Origin of the sequence: Sutterella faecalis, assembly GCF_006337085.1 — a bacterium.
GTDB classification, from domain to species: domain Bacteria; phylum Pseudomonadota; class Gammaproteobacteria; order Burkholderiales; family Burkholderiaceae_F; genus Sutterella; species Sutterella faecalis.
In genome coordinates this window covers 1,930,857-1,953,022 of record NZ_CP040882.1, presented here as the reverse complement: position 1 = coordinate 1,953,022, position 22,166 = coordinate 1,930,857, and the positions used below count along the sequence as shown (strand labels likewise).

The following is a 22,166-nucleotide window of genomic DNA, read 5'->3' as shown; positions in this document are numbered from 1 at the left end:
CAGAAGTGAACGAGGGTTCAGTTTATAGCACAAGACTGAGGCAAAAATTGGCCTCTGCAGAACCTTTACTCAGCCTGAGGGAGTGGCTTGCAGGTAGAATTGCTTAATTTGAAGGCCCTGCTTACATTTTTTTTGCCTTCCATTCAGGTGGCGCCGTACTTTCCTTGGATAACGGCCCGGAATCATGTTCGAAGCCATACATTTCCAATATTTTTTGGGCGGTCTGATCTCGCTCATTACGATTACCAACCCGCCCTCCAAGATTCCGCTTTTCATCAGCCTCACCCAGGGGATGAGCGAAGAAAGGAAACACCAGCAGGCCAAATGGGCATTTATCTATGCCGCAGCCATCATGCTCGTCTCTCTGGTCGGCGGCAATGTTCTGCTTGCCTTCTTCGGCATTTCATACGGCGCCATGCGTATTGCGGGCGGTCTTGTCGTCGCTGCCATCGGTTACCAGATGCTTTTCGGCGGCAACACCCCGAACAAAGCTCCGATTGTGCGCCGCGACCGGGAAGACTATGCATTCTTCCCAATTGCCATGCCGGGCATTGCCGGTCCGGGTACTATTGCCGTCGTCATCGGTTTTTCAACGGAAATTGCTGAACTTACCGACTATATCGATATAACAATTGCTTTTGCCTGGACTGCGCTCGCCATCATTTGCGCGACTGGCACGTCATGGTTCGTCATGCGCTATTCAGACGTCATCTCCAACCGGCTCGGCCCTTCGGGCACGCTGGTGCTCGGCAAGCTCATGGGGTTTCTGCTCATCTGCATTGGCGTGCAGTTTGTCGGCTCAGGCATTCGCACATTTATTGCAGGAAGCTGAATTTATCTTCAGCCCGCTCAAAGAAAAAGCCGCGAATCGCGGCTTTTTCTTTGAGTTTAGGCGGAGGCTATTCCACCGTTACGCTCTTAGCAAGATTACGCGGCTTATCCACATCGGTACCGCGAACAAGCGCTGCATGATAAGCAAGAAGCTGCAGCGGAACGACGTGAAGAATGGGAGACAGCATGCCGTAGTTTTCCGGCAGTCTGATGACATGCATCCTCTCATCAGGAACAATATTGGAGTCGCCATCCGCGAAGACATAAAGCTCTCCGCCTCTGGCTCTCACCTCAGCCATATTGGACTTAAGCTTTTCAAGCAGCCTGTCGTTGGGCGCAACCGTCACCACCGGCATATTGGCATCCACAAGAGCAAGCGGCCCATGCTTAAGCTCGCCTGCCGGATAAGCTTCAGCGTGAATGTAGCTGATTTCCTTAAGCTTCAATGCCCCTTCCAGCGCAATCGGATAATGCACGCCTCGCCCGAGGAAGAGCGCGTGATCCTTGCCGGCAAACCGCTCCGCCCAGTCCATAACCTGAGGCTCAAGCGCCAGCACCGAAGAAAGCGCTGAGGGGATATGGCGCAGACGCTTAAGTTCTTCTGCCTCCGCTTCTTCGGTGAGACGTCCATTCATCTTCGCAAGCGTCAGCGCAAGCAGATAAATTGCCGCGAGCTGTGTTGTAAACGCTTTCGTTGAAGCGACGCCAATTTCAACGCCTGCACGCGTGATATAGGCAAGTCGACTCTCCCGAACCATAGCGGAGGTGGACACATTGCAGATCGTGAGCGTGCGCTTCATGCCAAGATCATCGCGGGCATGACGCAGAGCCGCGATCGTGTCCGCAGTCTCACCTGATTGAGAAATTGTGATCACCAGTGCATCGGGATCCGGCACGGAAATTCTGTAGCGGTATTCGCTTGCGATCTCAACATCGCAATGGATGCCTGCGAGCGCCTCAATCCAGTATTTCGCTGTGAGCGCGGCGTAATAAGAAGTCCCGCAGGCAAGAAAGAGAAGCCTCGATACACCGGACAGCACCTGTTCGGCATCCGCACCGAAAAGTTTGGGCGTGATGCCCGCAACGCCTTCGAGCGTGTCGGCAATAGCACGGGGCTGCTCAAAAATCTCCTTCTGCATGTAGTGACGATAGGGGCCGAGATCCACGGCACCCGAATAAGCCTGCACCACACGAATTTCACGTTCAACAGGAAGAAATTCTCCAGATTCCGTGCGCTTCCAGACCTGACACTTATGCGGCGTGATTTCACAGACATCACCTTCCGCCAGATACATGATCCGATCCGTAACTCCGGCGATTGCCATGGCATCCGAAGCACCGAGCATTTCGTTGTCACCGATGCCGACAACGAGCGGAGACCCCTGACGGGCAAGAACAATTTTATGAGGCTCATCGCGACAGATAATCGCGAGCGCATAACTTCCACGCAGCTCCAGAACAGACTTTTTAACTGCAGCAAGCAAATCGCCCTGATAGTTGGAATAAATCAGGTGCGCGATCACCTCCGTATCAGTCTGGCTTGTAAATTCGTAACCCTGATTCTGAAGCCTCGCACGAATGGATTCGTAGTTTTCGATGATGCCGTTATGCACCAGTCCGATGAAATCGTGGGAAAAGAGGGGATGGGCATTCCTTACGGCCGGCGCACCATGCGTAGCCCAGCGCGTATGCGCTATGCCGGTGACGGCATTGAGTCCCGCTTCTTTTGCCTCTTCGGCAAGCTGAGCCACACGTTCTGTCGAGCGGCAGCGCCGAAGACCATCAGGGCCTACCGTTGCAATGCCGCAGGAATCGTACCCTCGGTACTCAAGACGCCGAAGGCCTTCCAAAAGCAGAGGGACAATATTGCGGCTGCTCGCAGCAGCGACGATTCCACACATGGTTCCTTTCCTTTATTTCTTAACCGGACGATGCCAGCCTTCAATTGTGACCTGCCTCGACCGAGCAACAGTGAGCTTGCCCTCCGGCACTTTTTTAGTAATTGTGGAACCGGCGCCAATCGTAGCGCCAGCACCTACTTCAACAGGCGCCACAAGCTCCGTTCCTGATCCAATAAAGGCGTCGTCTCCGATACGCGTGCGGAATTTATTCACGCCGTCGTAATTGCAGGTGATGGTTCCGGCCCCGATATTGACATGTGCGCCGATATCAGCATCACCAATGTAGGTCAGATGGTTGATCTTGGTGCCGATCCCCACTGTAGATTTCTTAACTTCAACGAAATTGCCGATATGGTTGCCGCCAATGAGTTCCGCACCAGGACGAAGTCTTGAATAAGGACCGATTCTGCCGTTCATGCCGATACGGGCACCTTCAATGTGACAGAACGGAAGAATCTCTGTTTCTGCGTCGATTTCAGCATCCCGGATAACGCAATTTGCTCCGATGCGCACGCCATCGGCGAGTCGAACCTGCCCCTCGAACACGCAGTTGACGTCGATTTCCACATCCTTACCGCATTCCAGGCTTCCACGAATATCTATGCGCGAAGGGTCGATCAGCGTCACGCCGGCATCCAGAAGACGGCGAGCCTGCTCCCTCTGCCAGACACGCTCGAGGCTTGCGAGCTGCGCTTTGGAATTCACCCCTTCGACCTCCCAGGCATGCTCGGGATGCACCGTCGTGATCCTTAACCCTTCATCGGCAGCAAGACCGATCACGTCCGTGAGGTAGTACTCGCCCTGAGCATTCGCAGCCTTAAGCGAAGAGAGCCACCCATCAAGTCTTGATGTCGGCAGACACATGATCCCGGTATTCACTTCGCGAACACGTCGCTCCTCAGGCGAAGCATCCTTTTCCTCAACGATCGCACGCACGAATCCCGCTGGGTTTCGGAGTATTCGTCCATAGCCGGTCGGATTATCAAGCTCGACCGTGAGAAGCACCAGATCAGACGTTTCTGCTTCGCGGGCGATCGCCTCCAGAGTCCGCCTGGAAAGCAGCGGAACGTCGCCGAGGCATACCAGCGTTTTCGGCTCGTTGCGATCAAGTTGTCCGAGCGCCTGACGAAGCGCATGTCCGGTACCGAGCTGCGGCGACTGCAGAGCAAAGGTCACGTCAGACCTGTCCGCAAGATGCTCCATCACGTTTTCAGCAGCATGACCCACAACAACAACCCGGGGGGATGCGCTCAGACCTTCTGAGGCATCCAGCACATGATCGATCATGGGGCGCCCGGCAATGGGCTGGAGTACTTTCGGAAGCCGGGAATGCATGCGCTTTCCCATGCCTGCAGCAAGAATGACTATGTTCATCTTATTTTCACTAAACGCCAGAAGCCGGCCGTCAGACCGGAAGATGAACAAAATTGTAGAAGAAGCGGCCCCGCCTCGCGGAGCCGCTTTCATGTCGCTGCAATCAGGCTGTTGCACTCACCGGCGTAATGGCAGGGAGCCGTCCATTACCAATTTCTGCATCCACCGGTCGCTTCATCATGTTCCGGCGGCGTTCTTCGAGAAATCGCTTGTTGTCAGTGGTCGGCATGAGCGACCCGACAACCATGCCTGCCGCAGCGGCAATAAAGCCGCCCAACACGTTCGGGAAGACTTCACCTGCAGACGTCCAGGTGAGGAAAACCCAGACTGCGCTGCCAAGGAGAATCGAAACGTAGCAGCCCTGACGCGTCGCCTTCTTCCAGTAGAGACCGCAGACAAGGGGCCAGAATGCTCCTACCACCGGGAACTGATAGGCCATCGCCACCATGTCGTAGATCGGAGCACCTTCGAGAGCAATCGAATACATCAGCACCAGAATGGCAAAGCAGGCAACCGTAGCACGCATGGCAAAGAGCATGTTCCTGTCATCGACTCGGGCAAAGTGGCGAAGCACGTTTTCAACGAAGATCGTCGAAGGGGCCAGCATTGTTGCCGATGCCGTCGACATTACAGCGGAGAGCACGGCACCGAAGAACAGCACACGCAGCCACATCGGCATGTAGTCGCGAACGAGCGTCGGAAGAAGCTGCTGAGGATCTTCAGCAAGCATCTTCTGAGCGGCCTCCGGCATGACCAGCACTGCAGCCACCACAATGAACATTGGCACGAAGGCAAAGAGGATGTAGAAAGAGCCGCCGATAATCGGGCCAGCGACGGCCGTCTGCACATTCTTTGCCGACATGACGCGCTGGAAAACGTCCTGCTGAGGAATCGAGCCGATCATCATGGTCATGGCTGCCGAAATCCAGAAGAGCCATCCGGAAGGCGTCGGCTCAGGAAGTGCATGGAAGAGGTCCTTGCCGCGAGCATAGTCGATGACATTGCCGAAGCCGCCAGCCAGATCGGAAGCGAACCAAAGAATGGCCACCAGTCCGAGCACGATGATGATCATCTGGACGAAGTCCGTCACGGCAACAGACCACATCCCGCCAACCATCGTATAAGCGAGCACGATTCCGGCACCGATGATCATGCCTGTCGTCATGGACACCGCGCCTTCGGTGATCAGATTGATCACCAGGCCCAGTGCCGTTACCTGAGCACCGACCCAACCGAGATACGAAATCACAATGGCAACAGAGCAAAGAAGCTCAACGCTTCTGCCATAACGATCACGGTAGTAGTCGCCAAGCGTAAGAATCTTCTGCTTATAGAGCTTCTGTGCGAAGAAGGTGCCCACAAGAATCAGAGCCATACCGGATCCAAAGGGCTCTTCAATCACACCTGCAATGCCGCTTTCGATGAAACGCCCCGGAAGACCGAGGATGGTTTCTGATCCAAACCAAGTGGCAAATGTAGCGGTAATCACCATCGGCAGCGGAAGGCTGCGTCCGGCAAGTGCAAAATCGCTGGTGCTCTTTACGCGGGTAGAGGCCCACACGCCAATCGCAACGGTTGCGAAAAGATAGAGCAGAACAAAACCAGTCAGCGTCATCCCTTTTATGTCCTTGTAAAAACGACGTTGAACGGAAAATCCACGAAGGATTTGATTTTTCCGCGCATTGTAGGAATCAATGCGACGATGTGTTCCTTCATAAAGGCGCGTTTTTCCCGATAAGGCGGCAGCAATCGGGCAATGTTTCATCGAGATCAAAAAAAATACGCCGCGCTTTTAGGAAAACGCAGCGTATTCAATTAGATAAGAAGGGGTTACATCACCCCTTTTTACGATCAAGCCGAGGGTTCATTCTGACGAATGGCGCAAAGCAGCCAGCCGCGATCTCCCTCAACCGGCTTCGAAAGAACCCATGTTTCATCGAGATCCTCTGCCTCACCATTGATGAGAAGACGTCCGGTAAAGCGCACGCTCGCAAAGTACTCCTTACCCTCCTGTGCGATGCCTAAAAGCTCGTTATCAAGTCTTTCGACTTCTGTCTTGTAGACCTCGCCCTTGCGCTCGCGAAGCTGATGAGTAACGGCTGTAAAGATATCGTTATCAGTAAAGTCCGAAATCTCCATTACGTTGCCGGTATCCCATGCTTTCTGGAGCTTGATGTAGTTCTCGCGCGCGGCCTTGAGGAAGCCTGCACGATCGAAATCCGCGGGAGTTACATCCACAGGATTGACGCTTGCAGCGGACGATCCATTACCCCCCATCAGCTGATCCATGACGCTTCCCGAACGGGGCGTCTGACCGGATGGCTGCTGCCAGCTCTGAGGTTCAGGCATCGCCTGCGACTCCATTGGGCGCGAGGGTTCTACCGGACGCGATGCAGCAAACGGATCGGATGAGACTCCTCCGACTGAGGAGGTCTGAGTCTGGGGACGCCGGCGAGAAAGAACCATGCGCACCACGAAGAAAGCAACGACCGCAAGAAGCACCACCGTAATGATGCTCGAAAGACCGGCGCCGCCAAGACCAAGCATGGACAGGAGAGCGGTGATGCCAAGCGCAGCAGCAATGCCGCCGAGCACGCGTCCCATCATGGAAGGTTGCTGCACGGGCGGAGTCGCGGCGGGACGCTGAGCTGCACCCGGTTGCTGACGCTGTTGAGCAGAAGGTGCTGCGGCTGGAGCTGCAGGGGCTTTCTGAGAAAAAGTCGGGGCAGGACGGCCGAGGCTGCCACCGCCGCCAAAGCGCTTGGCTGCATCTGCATCAAGGGACGCGGTTGCAAGAGCGATGCAGACTACGAGAGCTGCTACGAGATTTTTCATCTTGGTCTTTCCTTTTTTATCTGATCTGCGCAGTAATGCCTTCATCCAACATCATCGGGCTTCCCGGCAATCGAGCTTCTTTCAGTTTTTCTTCCCGATGTGAAGCGCGCAGATCCCGAATGTCAGATTGTGCCATTTCACGTCAGAAAAACCTGCATCCGTCATGAGTTTTGCAAAGGCCTGCTGATTCGGATGCATGCGGATGGATTCCGCTAAATACCTGTAGGACGCCGCATCCGAGACAATTTTTCCCCCCAGCCAGGGCATGAAATGGAAAGAGTAAAAGTCGTAAAAAGGCTTTAAAAATGCTGAACAGCGTGAAAATTCAAGGACCAGCAGCTTTCCGCCGGGGCGGAGCACGCGAAGCATTTCCCTGAGAGCCCGATCCTTGTGCGTCATATTCCGGATGCCAAAGGAAACCGTCACGACATCAAAGGAGTTTTCATCAAAAGGCAAACGCTCTGCATCGGCAAGCACCACGTTTGAACGCATACCGTGTGCGCGCATACGATCTCGTCCGCATGCGAGCATTTCGTGATTGATATCCGTCGCCGTAACGTTTTCGTCTCCCGCAAGCCTTACAAAGGCCATGGCAAGATCGCACGTCCCGCTTGCAATATCAAGCACCTTCATGCCGGGCTTTACGGCTGCGCTTGCAATGCAGCGCCGCTTCCAGAGCCGATGCATTCCCAGACTAAGGAGATCATTCATCAGGTCGTACTTTTTCGCCACGCTGTCGAACACATGGCGTACTCGCTCTTCCTTTTCAGCTTCGTCGATCTGGCTAAAACCAAAATCAATCTGATGTTTTTCAGAAGCTGATTTGCTCTTCTCCTTTTCTTCCATCTTCTCTGCCTTTTTATCCATGGCTGCAGGTCTTCTTTGGTTTCATTCGGGCAAGGAACGGTGCATTTGCAGGGTCTGCCGGATCTCTTGAGGCGCCAACGCTTGCGAGCTCATTCAGATAAGCACCCCAAAGCGCATCATGCTCAACAAACAGTTTTTCAAAATAATCCCAGCTGTAGATTCCGGTTTCGTGCCCATCGTCGAACAGCAGCTTTAGCGCGTACTGTCCGACTGGTTCGACACCCCGCAACCCAACGTTTGCGCAGCCAACCTGAAGCACGGCTTCCTCCGGAGAGTGCCCCTGAACTTCAGCCGAAGGAGAAAAAACTCGCAGAAATTCAAATGGGAAAATCGCTCGCGTACCGTCTGCATAAGCAAGCTCAAGCGTCTTCGCCTTGCTGTGAACAAGCACTTCTACAGGTACTTTCATCGCTAATCCGCTATACAAAAAATCCCGCGCCGCATCTGGGAGCGGTACGGGACAACAGGATCCAAGGTTCTCTCGGAACTTAAAAACTGGTCCTCGCGTCAGGAGTCGAACCTGAGACACGGCCTTCGGAGGGCCGTATGATATCCATTTCACCACGCGAGGAGGTTTTTGATTATACAGAGCTTCATGCTTCAAGGGGATCAACCTCAAGCGCCCATGTGATCTTTCCTGGCTTAGGAAGCTTCATAAGTACTGAGCTCCACTCAACGAGAAACCGGTGCAGCGCCATCCGATCTGAACTTTCAACGAGAAGCTGTCCTCTTTCCCTATTCATGAGCCTTACAAGAGGCATGGGCACAGGATCGTATACAAGCACGGAATCGCCGCAAATATTTTGAGCAGCATCTGCTGCGGCTTCCAGGAAGCCGAGCGATTGCGAAAGCATGTCGGCTTCCGCCGTCAAAAGCGCCTGATGAATAAAAGGCACGCCGGCATTCTCTTTGCGCTCTCTGAGTGCATCCTCTGCAAATTCCACATAATTCTGGTGCGCCAGAGCGGCAAAAAGCGGATCTTCAGGGAAACGCGTCTGAATCATTACACGGCCCCGTTCACCCGTACGGCCAGCGCGTCCGGCAACTTGCATCAGTGTGGCAAAAAGCTGCTCGCGTGCTCGTGTCGAGGGACTCAATATCTGTGCGTCTGGATTAAGTACCAGCACTAAACCCACATTCTGAAAATCATGTCCCTTTGCCACCATCTGCGTGCCGACAAGAATATCCACCTCCCCCTGGTGGACTTTTCTAAAAGCTTCTTCTGCGGCATGTTTTTTCGATGCACTGTCGCGATCAATGCGCAAGATTCTTTTGCCGGGGAAAAGTAAAGCAAGATCTTCTTCTATGCGCTCCGTTCCGGTTCCTCTTGGCAAAATATCCACATTGCCGCACTGAGGACAGGCCTCCGGCACCGGTCGCCTCCAGCCGCAATGATGACAGATCAACGCATTCTCTCGTTTATGGTAGACCGTAAAGGCAGAGCATCTTGCGCAGGTACTCACCCATTCGCAGGCCGGGCACGAAAGCACCGGCGAATATCCTCTGCGGTTAAGAAATACCAGTATCTGCCGACCTTCTGCCAGACAGGACTCAACGGCTTCTCTCGAGACCTCTGTAATCATGCTTCGCGCCCCCTTAATCGGCGGAGGCGTTAAAACAACAGTCGGCAATTGAGCGTGCTGAGCCGCACGCTTGGTGAGCGTGAGGAGCTTATAGGCTCCTGACTGAGCTTTAGCCCAACTTTCGAGCGATGGCGTCGCAGATCCCAAAACAACAGGACATTGAAGCCGGGAAGCACGCCAGACTGCGAGGTCGCGCGCACTGTAGCGCAGTCCGTCCCCGGCTTTATAAGAATGGTCATGCTCCTCATCAACAAGAATGAGTCTGAGGTGCCGCATGCTGGCAAAGATAGCCATTCGCGTACCGACAAGAATTCTTGCCTGACCTTCATGTGCAGCAAGCCAAGCGGCAGCTCTTTCCCTGTCAGTAAATTCTGAATTAAGCGCAGCTACAGCTTCTTCCGGGAACCGGGCACGAACTCGACCAACCAGCTGCGGCGTCAGATTAATTTCCGGGACAAGCAGAAGTACCTGTGCTTCAGGATTTCCCCTGAGCACTTCTTCCATCAGGTGAAGATACACCTCTGTTTTTCCAGATCCCGTCACGCCAAACAGCAAAAAAGAAGCGAACCCTTTCTGAGAAAGCACGGCATTCACTGCTGTTCGCTGCTCATCATTGAGCTTTGGCGACGTCACTCTGCTCTTTGGGCATGCATCTGTCTTCGGCATGACATTGCGTATTCCTGCCATGCGTTTTTCCTGCTGCGGCGTCGGAGCTCGTCGAAGTGCAAGCGGTATTACCGGAAGCGCAGCTTCGCCCCATGAGCGTATGTAGTAAGAAGCCGCAAATCGCGTAAGTTGGAGCCACTCAGAACCGAGAGGAGCCGTTATCCGGAGATTTTTCAAAATACTCTTCAGTCGGCGGGATTCGATATCTGAAGCTGAATGAAGTTCTGCGATAACGCCTACAACCCGGCGCGCACCAAGAGAAACCAGGACCAAATCACCCGTAGCCGCGAGCATATCTTCAGGCACTCGGTAGTCGAGCGGCGGTAGTCCGGGCGCATCCACTAGCACACGGGCAAACTGATCAACTCTGGTCATGGCTTACTTTTAAAAAAATACTGATGAAACTTTCGATTTTATTTATGAATCCAGGCTCAGATTGACTCTTTCTATTTTGGAAAAGGCGCCGCATCTTGTGGATAACTTTGTGGATTGTTCTTGAGAGAGATGCCTCCCTTAGTGAATTTTTTAGGAAGAAACCACAAACTAAGGAATGACTCGCACTTTCTTTCTTACTGCCACAGGTGAAGATACGAACTAAATAAGCCCGCCGGAATTCGGCGGGCTTATTTATTCATCAACTGCGCCAGCACAAGATCTGTGCATAACTCGTTGATAAGAACTCAACCGGCAGTGTGATAGCGGCGGCTGTACTGGTGTACTTCATCGACAAGGATCTGCACGCTCTCGACAGGCGTGAACTGATTAATGCCATGGCCCAGATTAAAGACATGCCCGCCGGCTCCGACAGGGCCGAAGGCATCAAGCACTTTGCGTGCCTCACGGCGAATCGTATCCTCGTCTGCAAACAACACGAGCGGGTCCATGTTGCCTTGAAGTGCAACACGATCTCCCACAACCTTGCGGGCCCGAGAGAGATTGGTCGTCCAATCAAGACCCAGCGCATCGCAGCCCATCGCCGCACAGTCTGCGAGCCATTCGCCGCCGCCCTTTGTAAAAACAATGACCGGCACTTTCTCTCCGTCAGGCGTTGTGCGCGTGAGTCGATCAACCACTTTCTTTGTTGCAGTCAAAGAGAAGCGTTGGAAATCGCCGTCGGCAAGCATGCCGCCCCAGGTGTCAAAGATCTGCACCGCCTGGGCCCCGGCTGCAATCTGAGCATTGAGATAAGCCGCCACTGCATCAGCATTGATGTCAAGCACGCGCTCAAAGAGATCAGGACGGCGGAACATCATCGTTTTAGCAGTGCGAAAATCGCGGCTTCCTCGTCCCTCAATCATGTAGCAGGCAAGCGTAAAGGGGGAACCGGAAAAACCAATAAGAGGGACTCGATTATTGAGTGCCGAACGGATGCTTCTTACGGCGGCCATGACATAGCCGAGTTTTTCCTCGGGATCGGGCACATAAAGCTTTTCAACGGCTTCTTCACTCTGCACAGGATGAGCGAACACAGGCCCCTCACCCTGAACGAACGAAAGCCCGAGATCCATCGCATCAGGGACCGTCAAAATGTCCGAAAACAGAATAGCGGCATCCAGTCCATAACGATCAATAGGCTGCAGCGTCACTTCTGTAGCGTAGTCCGGATTCTGCGCAAGCCCCATAAAGCTGCCGGCCTGAGCTCTCGTGCGGCAGTACTCCGGCAGATATCGACCTGCCTGACGCATCAACCAGAGCGGAGTGAAGTCCGTATGTTCGCGCTTAAGCGCACGCAGGAAGCAGTCATTCTGAGGGATCATTTCGTTTTTCCGTTTATTTGCCGCGCTTTTCGCGCAGACCTTCGCCAGCAAACAAGAAAAAACCGCGCACTGCGGCGCGGAGTTTTCTAATTAATCTATCTGAGAGAATAACTTCTCATCAGCGGACAATCAGTACCGGACGATCCGCCTGACTGAGCACTTTCTGCGTCTCACTGCCCAAAAGCAGCGCGCCGAAAGTTCCAAGTCCGCGGCTTGCCATCACGATATACGTGGCATTGCATCTTGCGGCACAGGCAAGCACTCCCTGCGCAACCGTTTCAGCATGCTCGGCAATTACCTCGCAGGGAACCTCCGCTTCGGCAGCCTTGCGGGAAATAGCTTCAAGACGCTCCTTGACGACAGGATCTTCGTCCTCGAAGCCGCCAGCCGGAGCCGGTGTAAGCACGGCCGTCATGCCGACTACCGAGCCGCCCACCTGTTCAGCAAGTCCGATGGCGGTATCCACCGCCTTGTCGCTTAAATTAGAACCGTCCGTCGTTACGAGGATCTTAACTGCGCTCATACTTAAACCTCCATTCAGTTGAGCTCTAATCCCAGCACACTTCTTTTCGGTCTGCGAGGGACGAGTGTATTGCTCCAACAAGACCAAATGTATTTTCAATGCTTGAAACAGTGGTCCCGTTCAAACTGCTTATTCAGAATGCTAGCGCTTTGACGGATAGTATGGGTACTAAAAAGCGGAGATGCTCGTAAGCATCTCCGCTTTAAAAGGCGTCGTTGGCTTGATTTGATCAGAGCTTGCTGCGCAGTTTCTTGATAACTGCGAGCTCCGCAACCAGAGCAGCGATTTCCGCTTCGATGCGGGCAATCTCGATGCTGCCCGTAGCAGTCGCCCGGGACGCTTCCGCTGCGGCAAGGGCTTCCTTGGCGCGAGCTTCGTCAAGATCCTTGCTGCGGACTGCGGTATCGGCCAGAACGGTGACTCGATCAGGCTGAACCTCCAGAACACCACCCGCAACAAAGATCTGCTCAACTTCTGATTCACCAGGCTTGTGTACGCGCACAAAACCCGGACGAATCAGAGTGATAAGCGGGAGATGCCCCGGCATGATGCCAAGTTCGCCAGACGTTCCGGGCAGCGACACGAGTTCGGCCTCGCCGGAGAAGATATGTTCTTCGGCGCTGACGACGTCGACTTTAATGGTAGCCATATAGGTTGCTCCGTTTGTCGGGCGCTTGCAGCAACCAGCTCTTCAGCCGGCTGCTGCAAAGCATTACTTGAGGGTCTTCGCCTTCTCGAAGGCTTCGTCAATGGTACCGACCATGTAGAACGCCTGTTCGGGCAGCTCATCACATTCGCCATCAACAATCATCTTGAAGCCGCGGATGGTTTCCTTGAGCGGAACATACTTGCCGGGAGCACCAGTGAAGACCTCAGCAACGTGGAACGGCTGCGAGAGGAAGTTCTGGATCTTACGAGCGCGCTGCACCACCAGCTTATCTTCAGGAGCAAGTTCATCCATGCCGAGAATGGCAATAATGTCGCGAAGCTCCTTATAGCGCTGCAGGGTTTCCTGAACGCGACGAGCCGTCGTGTAATGCTCAACACCGATAATGTTCGGGTCGACCTGGCGGGACGTGGAGTCGAGCGGGTCAACAGCCGGATAAATACCGAGAGCAGCAATATCACGCGAAAGCACGACCGTCGCATCAAGGTGACCGAAGGTCGTCGCCGGAGACGGGTCAGTCAAGTCGTCAGCAGGAACGTAAACGGCCTGAATCGACGTAATGGAACCGGTCTTCGTGGAGGCAATACGCTCCTGAAGCTTACCCATTTCCTCGGCCAGAGTCGGCTGATAACCCACGGCAGACGGCATACGGCCGAGCAGTGCGGACACTTCGGTACCCGCAAGGGTGTAGCGGTAGATGTTGTCGATGAAGAGCAGAATGTCGCGGCCTTCGTCACGGAAAGCTTCTGCCATCGTCAGGCCCGTAAGAGCAACGCGGAGACGGTTTCCCGGGGGTTCGTTCATCTGACCGAACACCATGGCGACCTTATCGAGAACCTTCGACTCGCCCATTTCATGGTAGAAGTCGTTGCCTTCGCGAGTACGCTCGCCAACGCCAGCAAACACAGAGTAGCCGCCGTACTGCTTAGCGATGTTGTTGATGAGCTCCATCATGTTGACGGTCTTGCCCACACCGGCGCCGCCGAACAGACCGACTTTACCGCCCTTGGCGAACGGGCAAATCAGGTCAATAACCTTAATGCCGGTTTCAAGAAGGTCAACGGACGGAGAAAGGTCGTCAAACTTCGGGGCTTCATTGTGAATCGGACGGATTTCCTCGGCCTCGATCGCACCGCAGTCGTCGATCGGGCGGCCAAGAACGTCCATGATGCGGCCGAGGGTCTTCGGACCAACCGGCACCGAGATTTCGCGGCCGGTAGATTCGACAGACATGCCGCGGCGAAGGCCTTCAGACGAGCCCATCGCAATGGTGCGGACAACACCATCACCGAGCTGCTGCTCGACCTCAAACACCAGGCCCTGTTCGGCGAGGGAGTTCGCGTCGTCGTTCTTAAGGACGAGCGCTTCGTAAATCTTCGGCATCGCGTCGCGCGGGAATTCAATATCCACGACCGCGCCGATCACCTGAACGATCTGTCCGATACTCATGGGTTTTCCTCAGTTATCGATTTTTAAATTCGATTAAGAAGACACGGCGGCGGCACCACCGACGATTTCGGTGATTTCCTTCGTAATGCCGGCCTGGCGAGTCTTGTTGTAGACGAGCTGCAGATCGTCAATAAGCTTCTTCGCATTGTCAGAAGCGGCCTTCATAGCGACCATACGGGCGCTTTGTTCAGAGGCCATATTTTCTGCAACCGCCTGGTAAATCAATGCCTCGACGTAGCGGCGGAGCAGCTCGTCGAGAACGGTTTGGGCGTCAGGCTCGTAGATGTAATCCCACGAGAATTTGCGCTGAGGCTCCTCGGCCGAAAGCTGTTCGTCCGAAAGGGGCAGAAGCTGCTCAACGACCGGGATCTGCTTCATCGCGTTCACAAAGCGGCTGTAGCAGAGATAGACCTTATCGACCTTCCCTTCCTTATACGCTTCAATCTGAACAGCGATGGCTCCAATCAGACGGTCAATCGACGGGCGGTCACCGAGCTGAACCGCTTGGCTCAGCACGGGAACTCCCAAGCGCTGAAGGAAGCCAAGGCCCTTGTTGCCAAGGGCGGAAGCTTCAACCTGAATGCCCTCAGCCGACCATTCGCGCATGCGCTGCAAAAGTACACGCTGAATGTTCGTATTGAGAGCACCGGCAAGGCCCTTGTCGGTGGACACGAGAATAATGCCCACCTTCTTGGCGCCTTCATTCTGATTCAGGAACGGATGACGATAGTCCGTCACGTTCGCGCGAGCAAGATGCGAGCAGATTACTCGAATCTTGTCGCCGTACGGGCGGGCAGCGTGCATCCGATCCTGCGCCTTGCGCATTTTCGAGGCCGCAACCATCTCCATCGCTTTGGTGATCTTTCGCGTGTTCTGCACGCTCTTGATCTTGCCGCGAATTTCCTTTGTACTGGGCATGGAATTGGGTCCTCGATTAGACGTTAGACAGCGCCGTTCTTCTTGAACTCGGCGATAGCACCCTTCAAGCGCTCTTCATCTTCTTTGGAGAGGGCCTTATTGGTTTCGATCGAGTCAACAAGATCAGCGTAGTGAGTCTTGAGGTATTCGCGCATTGCACGTTCAACCTTCATGGCGTCACCCACGTTGACATCGTCGTAGTAGCCGTTGTTGACGGCATACAGCACGAGAGCCTCTTCCCAAACCTGAAGCGGCTGATACTGAGGCTGCTTCATGAGTTCGGTAACCATGCGGCCGCGTTCGAGCTGCTTGCGGGTCACTTCGTCCAAATCAGAGGCGAACTGAGCGAAGGCCGCGAGAGCGCGGTACTGAGCCAGGGCGAGACGAACACCGCCGCCAAGCTTCTTGATGACCTTGGTCTGAGCCGCACCACCGACGCGGGACACCGAAATGCCCGGGTTGATAGCAGGACGAATACCGGCATTGAAGAGGTCAGTTTCAAGGAAGATCTGGCCGTCGGTAATCGAAATCACGTTGGTCGGAACGAACGCGGTGACGTCACCTGCCTGCGTTTCAATGATCGGCAAAGCGGTCATCGAACCAGTCTTACCCTTGACGGCACCCTTGGTGAAGCGTTCCACGTACGTGGGATTCACGCGGGCAGCACGTTCGAGCAGACGGCTGTGCAGGTAGAAAACGTCGCCAGGATAGGCTTCACGTCCAGGCGGACGACGCAGCAGCAGGGAGATCTGACGATATGCCCAAGCCTGCTTGGTCAAGTCATCGTAAACGATCAGGGAGTCTTCGCCGCGGTCGCGGAAGTATTCACCCATCGTGGCGCCGGCGTACGGAGCGATGTACTGCATGGCAGCAGACTCGGAAGCCGTAGCGGCAACGACAATGGTGTAGTCCATAGCGCCATTCTCTTCGAGCTTGGCGACGACATTGGCGATGGTAGAGGCCTTCTGACCGATAGCGACGTAAACGCAGATCAGATCCTTACCCTTCTGGTTAATGATCGTGTCAATGGCGACAGCGGTCTTACCCGTCTGACGGTCGCCAATGATCAGCTCACGCTGACCACGACCAATCGGCACCATCGAGTCGATGGACTTGAGGCCCGTCTGCACCGGCTGAGAAACGGACTGACGATCGATGACGCCAGGGGCGACCTTTTCGATAACGTCAAATTCCTTGGCTTCAATCGGCCCCTTGCCGTCAATAGGCTGGCCGAGGGCGTTGACAACGCGGCCGATCAGCTCACGGCCGACCGGAACCGAAAGAATGCGGCCGGTGGTCTTCACCGTGTCGCCTTCGGAAATACCTTCGTAGTCACCGAGAATAACGGCGCCGACGGAATCGCGTTCGAGGTTCAGAGCGAGGCCATAAACCTCACCCGGGAACTCCAGCATTTCGCCCTGCATCACGTCGCTCAGACCGTGAATACGAGCAATGCCGTCGGACAGCGAGACCACGGTGCCCTGTGTGCGAAGATCAGCAGAAACGCCGAGGCCTTCGATACGCTTCTTCAGCAGTTCACTGATTTCACTGGGATTGAGTTGCATCTTACAGCTCCGAATTTTATGCGGTAAGCGCCGTCTTCATCTGACTGAGACGCGCGCGGATCGAGGCGTCGAGGAGCTTGTCGCCAACGTGCACGCGCACGCCACCGATCAATTCCTTCTCGACCGAGACGACCGGGTGAAGCTTCACTCCCGGGAACTTCTTCGCTAGCGCTTCCAGCAGTTCCTTCAGCTCATCATCGGTGAGCGGGAAGGCCGTCTCGATAAAGGCGTCAGCAACACCTTCGGAACGGTTCTTCAGGATGCGGAATTGCCGCGCGATTTCAGGCAGCGCGTCAATGCGCCCGTTCTGAATCACGACGCGAAGCAGATTCTTGACTTCTGCCGGCTGATCTGCGTCAAGCATGCCGTCAAGCACGCCATAAAGCTGATCTTCCGTAAGTCCGGGATCACCCGCGAGCTGATTGACCTGAGGATCACGAGCCACCTGCGCGAGCTGCGCAACAGCGTCAAGTACCCGAGTCATTTCTTCTGCGCTGGCTTTACGCTCCTGGAGGGCCTCCATGAGGCCTTCAGCGTAAGGGCGCGCTATCGTAGAAAGTTCCGCCATAGTTAGAGCTTCGCCTTCAGTTGATCAAGCAGTTGAGCATGAACGTTCTTGTCGACTTCACGAGCAAGAATCTGTTCAGCACCCTGGACAGCAAGCGCAGCCACCTGATCGCGGAGCTGATCGCGAGCGCGCTGAACCTGCGTGGCAGCTTCAGCCTTAGCGGACTCGATGATGCGATCGGCTTCAACCGTAGCCTGAGCCTTGGCATCTTCAACGATCGCAAGCGCACGCTTTTCGCCATCGGCGACGATGGTGGAAGCGCGGGCGCGAGCGGCCGCTTCAATGGCCTTGCCCTGCTCGGTAGCCACAGCAAGGGCTTTCTCGCCCTTGTTGGCTGCAGCCAAGCCGTCAGCAATCTTCTTCTGCCGCTCTTCAATCGCGTGAATCAGCGGTGGCCAGATGTACTTCATGGTGACCCAAGCACCAAGGAAGAACACGACCATCTGTACAAACAGAGAGGCATTAATGTTCATTGTTGAACCCCGTTAAGTCAGCAGCGCCGCGCATGTCTTTGGGCGGCGCCGCGGACAGCGTCATTGAAAAGAAAGACGTTGGTCGTACGGCTGAGTATTAGCCGACGAAGGGGTTGGCGAAGGCGAACATCATGGCGATACCGACGCCGATCAGGAAGGCCGCGTCGATCAGGCCGGCGAGAAGGAACATCTTCGTCTGGAGCGGCTCCATGAGCTCGGGCTGGCGAGCAGAAGCTTCCAGGTACTTAGCACCCATCAGGGCGATGCCAAGGCAAGCACCGAGAGCGCCGAGGCCGATGATGATACCGCAGGCGATAGCGACTAAAGCGACGTTGGTCATTTTTGAAAGACTCCTAGATCTATAAAAAAGGGAGTTGACAAAGTTGAAGAAAGAAATTGTCTGTTAGTGGCTGCTGTGAGCTTGCCCGATATAGACCAGCGTCAGCATCATGAAAATAAACGCCTGCAACAGAACAATCAGCACATGGAAGAGCCACCAGACCAGGCCGGCGATGACTTGTCCAAGTCCAGCAGCAGCAGCGCCCGGGAGAGCAAAATCAAGCATGAAGCCGCCCAGGAGCGCAATCAGGAAGAACACGAGCTCACCAGCATACATATTGCCGAAGAGTCGCATACCGAGCGAAACAAACTTCGCGCAGTACTCAATGAGGTTCATCAGGAAGTTCACCGGCCAGAGAAGCGGGAACTTGCCGAACGGAGCAGTAAAGAGCTCAACGATAAAGCCGGAGAAGCTCTTGACCTTGATGCCGTAATAAAAGAGAAGAAGCAAAACGCCGAAAGAAAGACCGAGCGTACCGTTAAGGTCTGCCGTCGGAAGAGGGCGAAGGTGGTCAAGACCGAGGAAGCCAGCAATCCAAGGAAATAGATCGACCGGGATCAGGTCGATGCAGTTCATCATGGCAACCCAGCAGAACACCGTCAGAGCGAGCGGCGCAATATAAGTGCGGTCACCATGAACGATATTTTTGGCCTGGTTATCCACCATTTCGACGAGCATCTCTACTGCGCACTGCATCTTCCCCGGAACGCCCGAGGTAGCCTTCTTGGCTCCCATACGAAGCAGGAAGAACACAACCAGGAGCGCAGCAAGCGAAAAGAAGATCGTGTCGTAATTGATGACCGAGAAGTCAACGATCACGTTCTGATGCATTGACTGCAGATGCGCCATGTGATGCTGAATGTACTCAGTAGCGCTAGGGCTCTCGACTGCCATGAGGACCTATCCTTAGTTTTTCTTGAACAGCAACACAAAGTAGCTGTTCACCACCGCTATCAAAGAGATGAGAAAAGCGGGCCAGTTCAACGCGTCATATTGCTGAGCTACAGTGAGCAACAACAAAATAACGCTTAAGATTTTTACAAATTCGCCAAGCAGCATCGCCATAACGCCGGCACCAACGCTTATTTTCATTTTTCTGCCCATGATCAAGAAGAGCATAAGCAGAGTCGACATGAAGGCATAGGAAAGCCCACCAAGCAGAGCAGACAATCCAGCGTCAACATTGAAAAATAGCGCCCCAATAAGGGCTGCCAGCACTGCGACAACGTACTGCGCAAGAACGACGCGCATCATATCAGAACAGCCGAACATTCTTACGCATTACAAGCTTGAATTTGAGTCGGTGGAAGTTTACTTCTTGAAGCATCTCGCAACAATCTACGAAAGCACTATAGAAAGTAACACTTCAGAGATAGATGGCACCATAAAAGGACGTACAAAGACAGGAAATTTATTTTTGAATGTGATCCACAATCCCCTGGAGCTGATCCAGATTAGAGAATTCAATCACAATTTTTCCCTTGCCCTTCGTGTTGGCTGTGAGCTTTACAACGGCGCCGAGCGTTTCCGCCAGAGCCTCTTCGAGACGTTCGCTGTCGCGTGTCTTGATGACGACCTTCTTTTGAGGCAAAGGTCCTTCAAGTAAGCGTCGCACTAGGTCTTCTGTCTGACGCACCGAAAGACTGCGTGCAACTACAGTTTTAGCGGCGGTTATTTGATCTGCTCCGGAAAGAGCTAGGAGAGCACGTGCATGCCCCATCTCCAGCACGCCTTGCATCACCATGGATTTCACTTCATCAGTGAGTGAAAGCAGACGGAGGAGATTGCTTGTCGCAGGTCGGGAACGCCCAATTGCCTTGGCAGCATCCTCATGCGTGAAGGAAAACTCGCTGATGAGCCGCTGCAGGCCTTGAGCCTCCTCAATCGGATTTAAGTTTTCGCGTTGGATGTTTTCAATCAGTCCAATGACAAGCGCATGTTCATCATCAACGTTCTGCAGAAGAACCGGAACCTTTTCCAGCCCAGCCAGCTTCGCCGCACGCAAACGACGCTCGCCCGCGAGAACCTCATAATCTCCATCCTCCAGCGAGCGAACAAGGATAGGGCTGAGAAGCCCTTGTTCTCGAATTGAATCGGCCAGCTCGCTGATGGACGCTTCGTCCATGCGAGTACGAGGCTGATAGCGTCCGGGATGAATATGTACCGTCTCCACTTCCAATAGTCGACGCTCGCTTACAGCTTCATCCAGTGCATCAGGACCAACTTCCCCCATAAACAGGGCATCCAGACCGCGACCGAGTCCTTTTTCTTTCTTTTTCACAGCATTCACCCGTTTTTCTTTTTCGCTTCCATGCGGGAAATAATCTCGTCGGCAAATGCTTTGTATGCCATGGCTCCTCGACTGGACCGGTCGTATACCACACCAGGCTTGCCATAACTCGGCGCTTCCGCGAGTCGAACATTGCGGGGAATAATCGTGTTGAAGACCTTATCCCCAAAATGCTTCTTGAGCTGCTCACTTACCTGTTGCTGAAGCGTAATTCTAGGGTCGAACATCACGCGCAAAATGGAAATGATCCTCAACCCAGGATTCTTTTCGTTATGAACCCTGCGAATAGAGGCAACGAGGTCTGTAAGCCCCTCAAGTGCGAAGTATTCGCATTGCATCGGCACGATAACGCCGTTGGCGAAACAAAGCGCATTAAGCGTCAGCATGGAGAGGCTTGGCGGACAATCGATCAGAATATAGTCATAGCGGTCCATGACCGGACCAAGTGTCTTTTTCAATCTCTGATCTCTTTCCCGTATGCTGATCAGTTCGATTTCAGCACCTGAAAGCTCACGATTAGCAGGGAGGACATCAAATCCGCCTGTTTCGCTACGCCGCACGACATCGTCAAACGACTTCAGCCCTAGGAGAAGTTGATAAACAGAACATTCAATTTCCCGCTTATCGATCCCACAACCCATTGTGCCATTGCCCTGTGGATCGAGGTCGACAAGCAGCACCCTACGATCCCGTAGCGCTAGAGCAGCCGCAAGATTGACAGTCGTTGTGGTTTTGCCCACGCCGCCCTTCTGATTGGCAATACAGAAAACTTGAGCCATGAGAAATAAAAATCCCGCGGTCGGTCTAATAGGACCCTGGCCGCGGAAAATCACATAGAGGTTAGAAAAACAGCCCTTATTTTATAGAACAAGACTATGGCGTCCCGTTCTAGCTTATTGCTGACCCAGCTGAAGCCAAAGCTCGGAGAAGCCTTGCCAGAAAATCGACACGCCGAGGCAAATCAAAATAAAGGCAAAGATCCTCGCAAGGGCATCTGCACCAGCGGCGCCAACTGACCGGCTGACGCGATCGCTATATCGGAAGCAAATCCAAATCACGAGGACCGTAGCAAAAATAGCAAGAATCGTTCCCCCTAAATTACTGGCGGTATAAGGGAGAGTGGTGCCCAAAGCCACAGTCACAGCGATTGCGCCTGGGCCTGTTGTAAGCGGCAGTGTAAACGGATAAAACGCCATTGCCTTCAGGCGTGAGCGCGGAAGTGCCAAGGGCGGTTCCTTAGATCCTTCATCATGAGATGGAGCATTCAACGCATTCCAGCCGGCTGCAAACAGCACCAGCCCGCCTGCACAGCGCAGAACACCGACGGATATACCGAAAAATCCAAGTATCAGGTGTCCTGCAAAAAGACATACTACAAGGATAACAAAGGAAAAAATGGCAATACGTCCAGCAACATAAGCCCGATCAGAGTCAGAAAGGTGACTCGAAAGCGTCACAAAAAACATCGCGCCGCTGAACGGATTAATCACCGGCACAAGCGTCGTAAATGTGTAGATGAAGGCGCTCAATAATGTAGCAGGAAGAAAATCCATTATTTT

Annotated in this window: 22 protein-coding genes and 1 tRNA gene; 1 reads left to right on the top strand and 22 read right to left on the bottom strand. The window is 54.0% G+C overall.

Translation table 11 applies throughout. The features are described 5' to 3' along the window. Positions 1-184: 184 nt before the first annotated feature. On the top strand, positions 185-832 hold the full coding sequence (locus FG381_RS08110; protein WP_139688351.1) for a MarC family NAAT transporter: 648 nt from the start codon (positions 185-187) through the stop codon (positions 830-832). Positions 833-899: 67 nt separating this feature from the next. On the opposite strand, the gene glmS is transcribed toward FG381_RS08110, so the two are convergent. From glmS to FG381_RS08000, 22 genes are all read right to left on the bottom strand, one after another. After that, complete coding sequence (glmS, locus tag FG381_RS08105) at positions 900-2,732, bottom strand: glutamine--fructose-6-phosphate transaminase (isomerizing) (protein ID WP_139688350.1); 1,833 nt, start codon at positions 2,730-2,732, stop codon at positions 900-902. A gap of 12 nt (positions 2,733-2,744) precedes the next feature. Next, positions 2,745-4,106 (bottom strand): bifunctional UDP-N-acetylglucosamine diphosphorylase/glucosamine-1-phosphate N-acetyltransferase GlmU, encoded by a 1,362-nt coding sequence (gene glmU / locus FG381_RS08100; protein ID WP_139688349.1) that lies wholly within the window; start codon positions 4,104-4,106, stop codon positions 2,745-2,747. Between the two features lie 103 nt (positions 4,107-4,209). Beyond that, positions 4,210-5,721, bottom strand: a complete 1,512-nt coding sequence (locus FG381_RS08095; protein ID WP_139688348.1) for a sodium:solute symporter family protein — start codon at positions 5,719-5,721, stop codon at positions 4,210-4,212. A gap of 236 nt (positions 5,722-5,957) precedes the next feature. Beyond that, a complete protein-coding gene (locus FG381_RS08090) occupies positions 5,958-6,728 on the bottom strand; it encodes a Tim44 domain-containing protein (protein WP_226960212.1) in 771 nt (256 codons plus the stop codon). Positions 6,729-7,022: 294 nt separating this feature from the next. After that, on the bottom strand, positions 7,023-7,787 hold the full coding sequence (gene ubiE / locus FG381_RS08085; protein WP_139689173.1) for a bifunctional demethylmenaquinone methyltransferase/2-methoxy-6-polyprenyl-1,4-benzoquinol methylase UbiE: 765 nt from the start codon (positions 7,785-7,787) through the stop codon (positions 7,023-7,025). Positions 7,788-7,800: 13 nt separating this feature from the next. Next, positions 7,801-8,217 carry a gamma-butyrobetaine hydroxylase-like domain-containing protein gene (locus FG381_RS08080; RefSeq protein WP_139688346.1) on the bottom strand — a complete coding sequence of 139 codons (417 nt, stop codon included), beginning with the start codon at positions 8,215-8,217 and terminating at the stop codon, positions 7,801-7,803. Between the two features lie 87 nt (positions 8,218-8,304). Next, positions 8,305-8,379, bottom strand: a tRNA-Arg gene (locus FG381_RS08075). 22 nt (positions 8,380-8,401) lie between these two features. Continuing rightward, positions 8,402-10,432 (bottom strand): primosomal protein N', encoded by a 2,031-nt coding sequence (locus FG381_RS08070; RefSeq protein WP_139688345.1) that lies wholly within the window; start codon positions 10,430-10,432, stop codon positions 8,402-8,404. Between the two features lie 305 nt (positions 10,433-10,737). Then, a complete protein-coding gene (hemE, locus tag FG381_RS08065; RefSeq protein WP_139688344.1) occupies positions 10,738-11,814 on the bottom strand; it encodes a uroporphyrinogen decarboxylase in 1,077 nt (358 codons plus the stop codon). A gap of 118 nt (positions 11,815-11,932) precedes the next feature. Continuing rightward, positions 11,933-12,337, bottom strand: a complete 405-nt coding sequence (locus FG381_RS08060; protein WP_139688343.1) for a universal stress protein — start codon at positions 12,335-12,337, stop codon at positions 11,933-11,935. Positions 12,338-12,566: 229 nt separating this feature from the next. After that, the gene (locus FG381_RS08055; protein WP_139688342.1) at positions 12,567-12,986 is read right to left on the bottom strand and encodes a F0F1 ATP synthase subunit epsilon; all 420 of its coding nucleotides are present in this window, start codon (positions 12,984-12,986) and stop codon (positions 12,567-12,569) included. A gap of 63 nt (positions 12,987-13,049) precedes the next feature. Next, entirely contained in the window at positions 13,050-14,453 is a 1,404-nt protein-coding gene (atpD, locus tag FG381_RS08050; RefSeq protein ID WP_139688341.1) for a F0F1 ATP synthase subunit beta, read from the bottom strand. Between the two features lie 33 nt (positions 14,454-14,486). Then, a complete protein-coding gene (gene atpG / locus FG381_RS08045; protein ID WP_139688340.1) occupies positions 14,487-15,371 on the bottom strand; it encodes a F0F1 ATP synthase subunit gamma in 885 nt (294 codons plus the stop codon). 23 nt (positions 15,372-15,394) lie between these two features. After that, positions 15,395-16,936: a F0F1 ATP synthase subunit alpha gene (atpA, locus tag FG381_RS08040; RefSeq protein WP_139688339.1), complete on the bottom strand. Its 1,542-nt coding sequence runs from the start codon at positions 16,934-16,936 to the stop codon at positions 15,395-15,397. Between the two features lie 16 nt (positions 16,937-16,952). Beyond that, entirely contained in the window at positions 16,953-17,504 is a 552-nt protein-coding gene (locus FG381_RS08035; protein ID WP_139688338.1) for a F0F1 ATP synthase subunit delta, read from the bottom strand. 2 nt (positions 17,505-17,506) lie between these two features. Continuing rightward, the gene (locus FG381_RS08030; RefSeq protein ID WP_139688337.1) at positions 17,507-17,977 is read right to left on the bottom strand and encodes a F0F1 ATP synthase subunit B; all 471 of its coding nucleotides are present in this window, start codon (positions 17,975-17,977) and stop codon (positions 17,507-17,509) included. A gap of 97 nt (positions 17,978-18,074) precedes the next feature. Then, complete coding sequence (gene atpE / locus FG381_RS08025; RefSeq protein WP_139688336.1) at positions 18,075-18,317, bottom strand: F0F1 ATP synthase subunit C; 243 nt, start codon at positions 18,315-18,317, stop codon at positions 18,075-18,077. A 63-nt stretch (positions 18,318-18,380) separates the two neighbouring features. Beyond that, the gene (gene atpB, locus FG381_RS08020; RefSeq protein ID WP_139688335.1) at positions 18,381-19,211 is read right to left on the bottom strand and encodes a F0F1 ATP synthase subunit A; all 831 of its coding nucleotides are present in this window, start codon (positions 19,209-19,211) and stop codon (positions 18,381-18,383) included. A gap of 12 nt (positions 19,212-19,223) precedes the next feature. Then, positions 19,224-19,571, bottom strand: a complete 348-nt coding sequence (locus FG381_RS08015; protein WP_226960213.1) for an ATP synthase subunit I — start codon at positions 19,569-19,571, stop codon at positions 19,224-19,226. Between the two features lie 157 nt (positions 19,572-19,728). Next, complete coding sequence (locus tag FG381_RS08010; protein WP_407703348.1) at positions 19,729-20,607, bottom strand: ParB/RepB/Spo0J family partition protein; 879 nt, start codon at positions 20,605-20,607, stop codon at positions 19,729-19,731. Continuing rightward, complete coding sequence (locus tag FG381_RS08005) at positions 20,604-21,386, bottom strand: ParA family protein (RefSeq protein WP_139688332.1); 783 nt, start codon at positions 21,384-21,386, stop codon at positions 20,604-20,606. Before FG381_RS08005 ends, FG381_RS08010 begins: the two co-directional genes overlap by 4 nt. A 114-nt stretch (positions 21,387-21,500) precedes the next feature. Then, the gene (locus FG381_RS08000) at positions 21,501-22,160 is read right to left on the bottom strand and encodes a MarC family protein (protein ID WP_139688331.1); all 660 of its coding nucleotides are present in this window, start codon (positions 22,158-22,160) and stop codon (positions 21,501-21,503) included. Positions 22,161-22,166: the final 6 nt, after the last annotated feature.

Excerpts from the sequence above, each read along its gene's own strand:
- FG381_RS08110 (WP_139688351.1), top strand. The coding sequence starts at position 185 with ATGTTCGAAGCCATACATTTCCAATATTTTTTGGGCGGTCTGATCTCG.
- glmS (WP_139688350.1), bottom strand. The coding sequence starts at position 2,732 with ATGTGTGGAATCGTCGCTGCTGCGAGCAGCCGCAATATTGTCCCTCTG.
- glmU (WP_139688349.1), bottom strand. The coding sequence starts at position 4,106 with ATGAACATAGTCATTCTTGCTGCAGGCATGGGAAAGCGCATGCATTCC.
- FG381_RS08095 (WP_139688348.1), bottom strand. The coding sequence starts at position 5,721 with ATGACGCTGACTGGTTTTGTTCTGCTCTATCTTTTCGCAACCGTTGCG.
- ubiE (WP_139689173.1), bottom strand. The coding sequence starts at position 7,787 with ATGGAAGAAAAGGAGAAGAGCAAATCAGCTTCTGAAAAACATCAGATT.
- FG381_RS08080 (WP_139688346.1), bottom strand. The coding sequence starts at position 8,217 with ATGAAAGTACCTGTAGAAGTGCTTGTTCACAGCAAGGCGAAGACGCTT.
- FG381_RS08070 (WP_139688345.1), bottom strand. The coding sequence starts at position 10,432 with ATGACCAGAGTTGATCAGTTTGCCCGTGTGCTAGTGGATGCGCCCGGA.
- hemE (WP_139688344.1), bottom strand. The coding sequence starts at position 11,814 with ATGATCCCTCAGAATGACTGCTTCCTGCGTGCGCTTAAGCGCGAACAT.
- FG381_RS08060 (WP_139688343.1), bottom strand. The coding sequence starts at position 12,337 with ATGAGCGCAGTTAAGATCCTCGTAACGACGGACGGTTCTAATTTAAGC.
- FG381_RS08055 (WP_139688342.1), bottom strand. The coding sequence starts at position 12,986 with ATGGCTACCATTAAAGTCGACGTCGTCAGCGCCGAAGAACATATCTTC.
- atpD (WP_139688341.1), bottom strand. The coding sequence starts at position 14,453 with ATGAGTATCGGACAGATCGTTCAGGTGATCGGCGCGGTCGTGGATATT.
- atpG (WP_139688340.1), bottom strand. The coding sequence starts at position 15,371 with ATGCCCAGTACAAAGGAAATTCGCGGCAAGATCAAGAGCGTGCAGAAC.
- atpA (WP_139688339.1), bottom strand. The coding sequence starts at position 16,936 with ATGCAACTCAATCCCAGTGAAATCAGTGAACTGCTGAAGAAGCGTATC.
- FG381_RS08035 (WP_139688338.1), bottom strand. The coding sequence starts at position 17,504 with ATGGCGGAACTTTCTACGATAGCGCGCCCTTACGCTGAAGGCCTCATG.
- FG381_RS08030 (WP_139688337.1), bottom strand. The coding sequence starts at position 17,977 with ATGAACATTAATGCCTCTCTGTTTGTACAGATGGTCGTGTTCTTCCTT.
- atpE (WP_139688336.1), bottom strand. The coding sequence starts at position 18,317 with ATGACCAACGTCGCTTTAGTCGCTATCGCCTGCGGTATCATCATCGGC.
- atpB (WP_139688335.1), bottom strand. The coding sequence starts at position 19,211 with ATGGCAGTCGAGAGCCCTAGCGCTACTGAGTACATTCAGCATCACATG.
- FG381_RS08015 (WP_226960213.1), bottom strand. The coding sequence starts at position 19,571 with ATGATGCGCGTCGTTCTTGCGCAGTACGTTGTCGCAGTGCTGGCAGCC.
- FG381_RS08005 (WP_139688332.1), bottom strand. The coding sequence starts at position 21,386 with ATGGCTCAAGTTTTCTGTATTGCCAATCAGAAGGGCGGCGTGGGCAAA.
- FG381_RS08000 (WP_139688331.1), bottom strand. The coding sequence starts at position 22,160 with ATGGATTTTCTTCCTGCTACATTATTGAGCGCCTTCATCTACACATTT.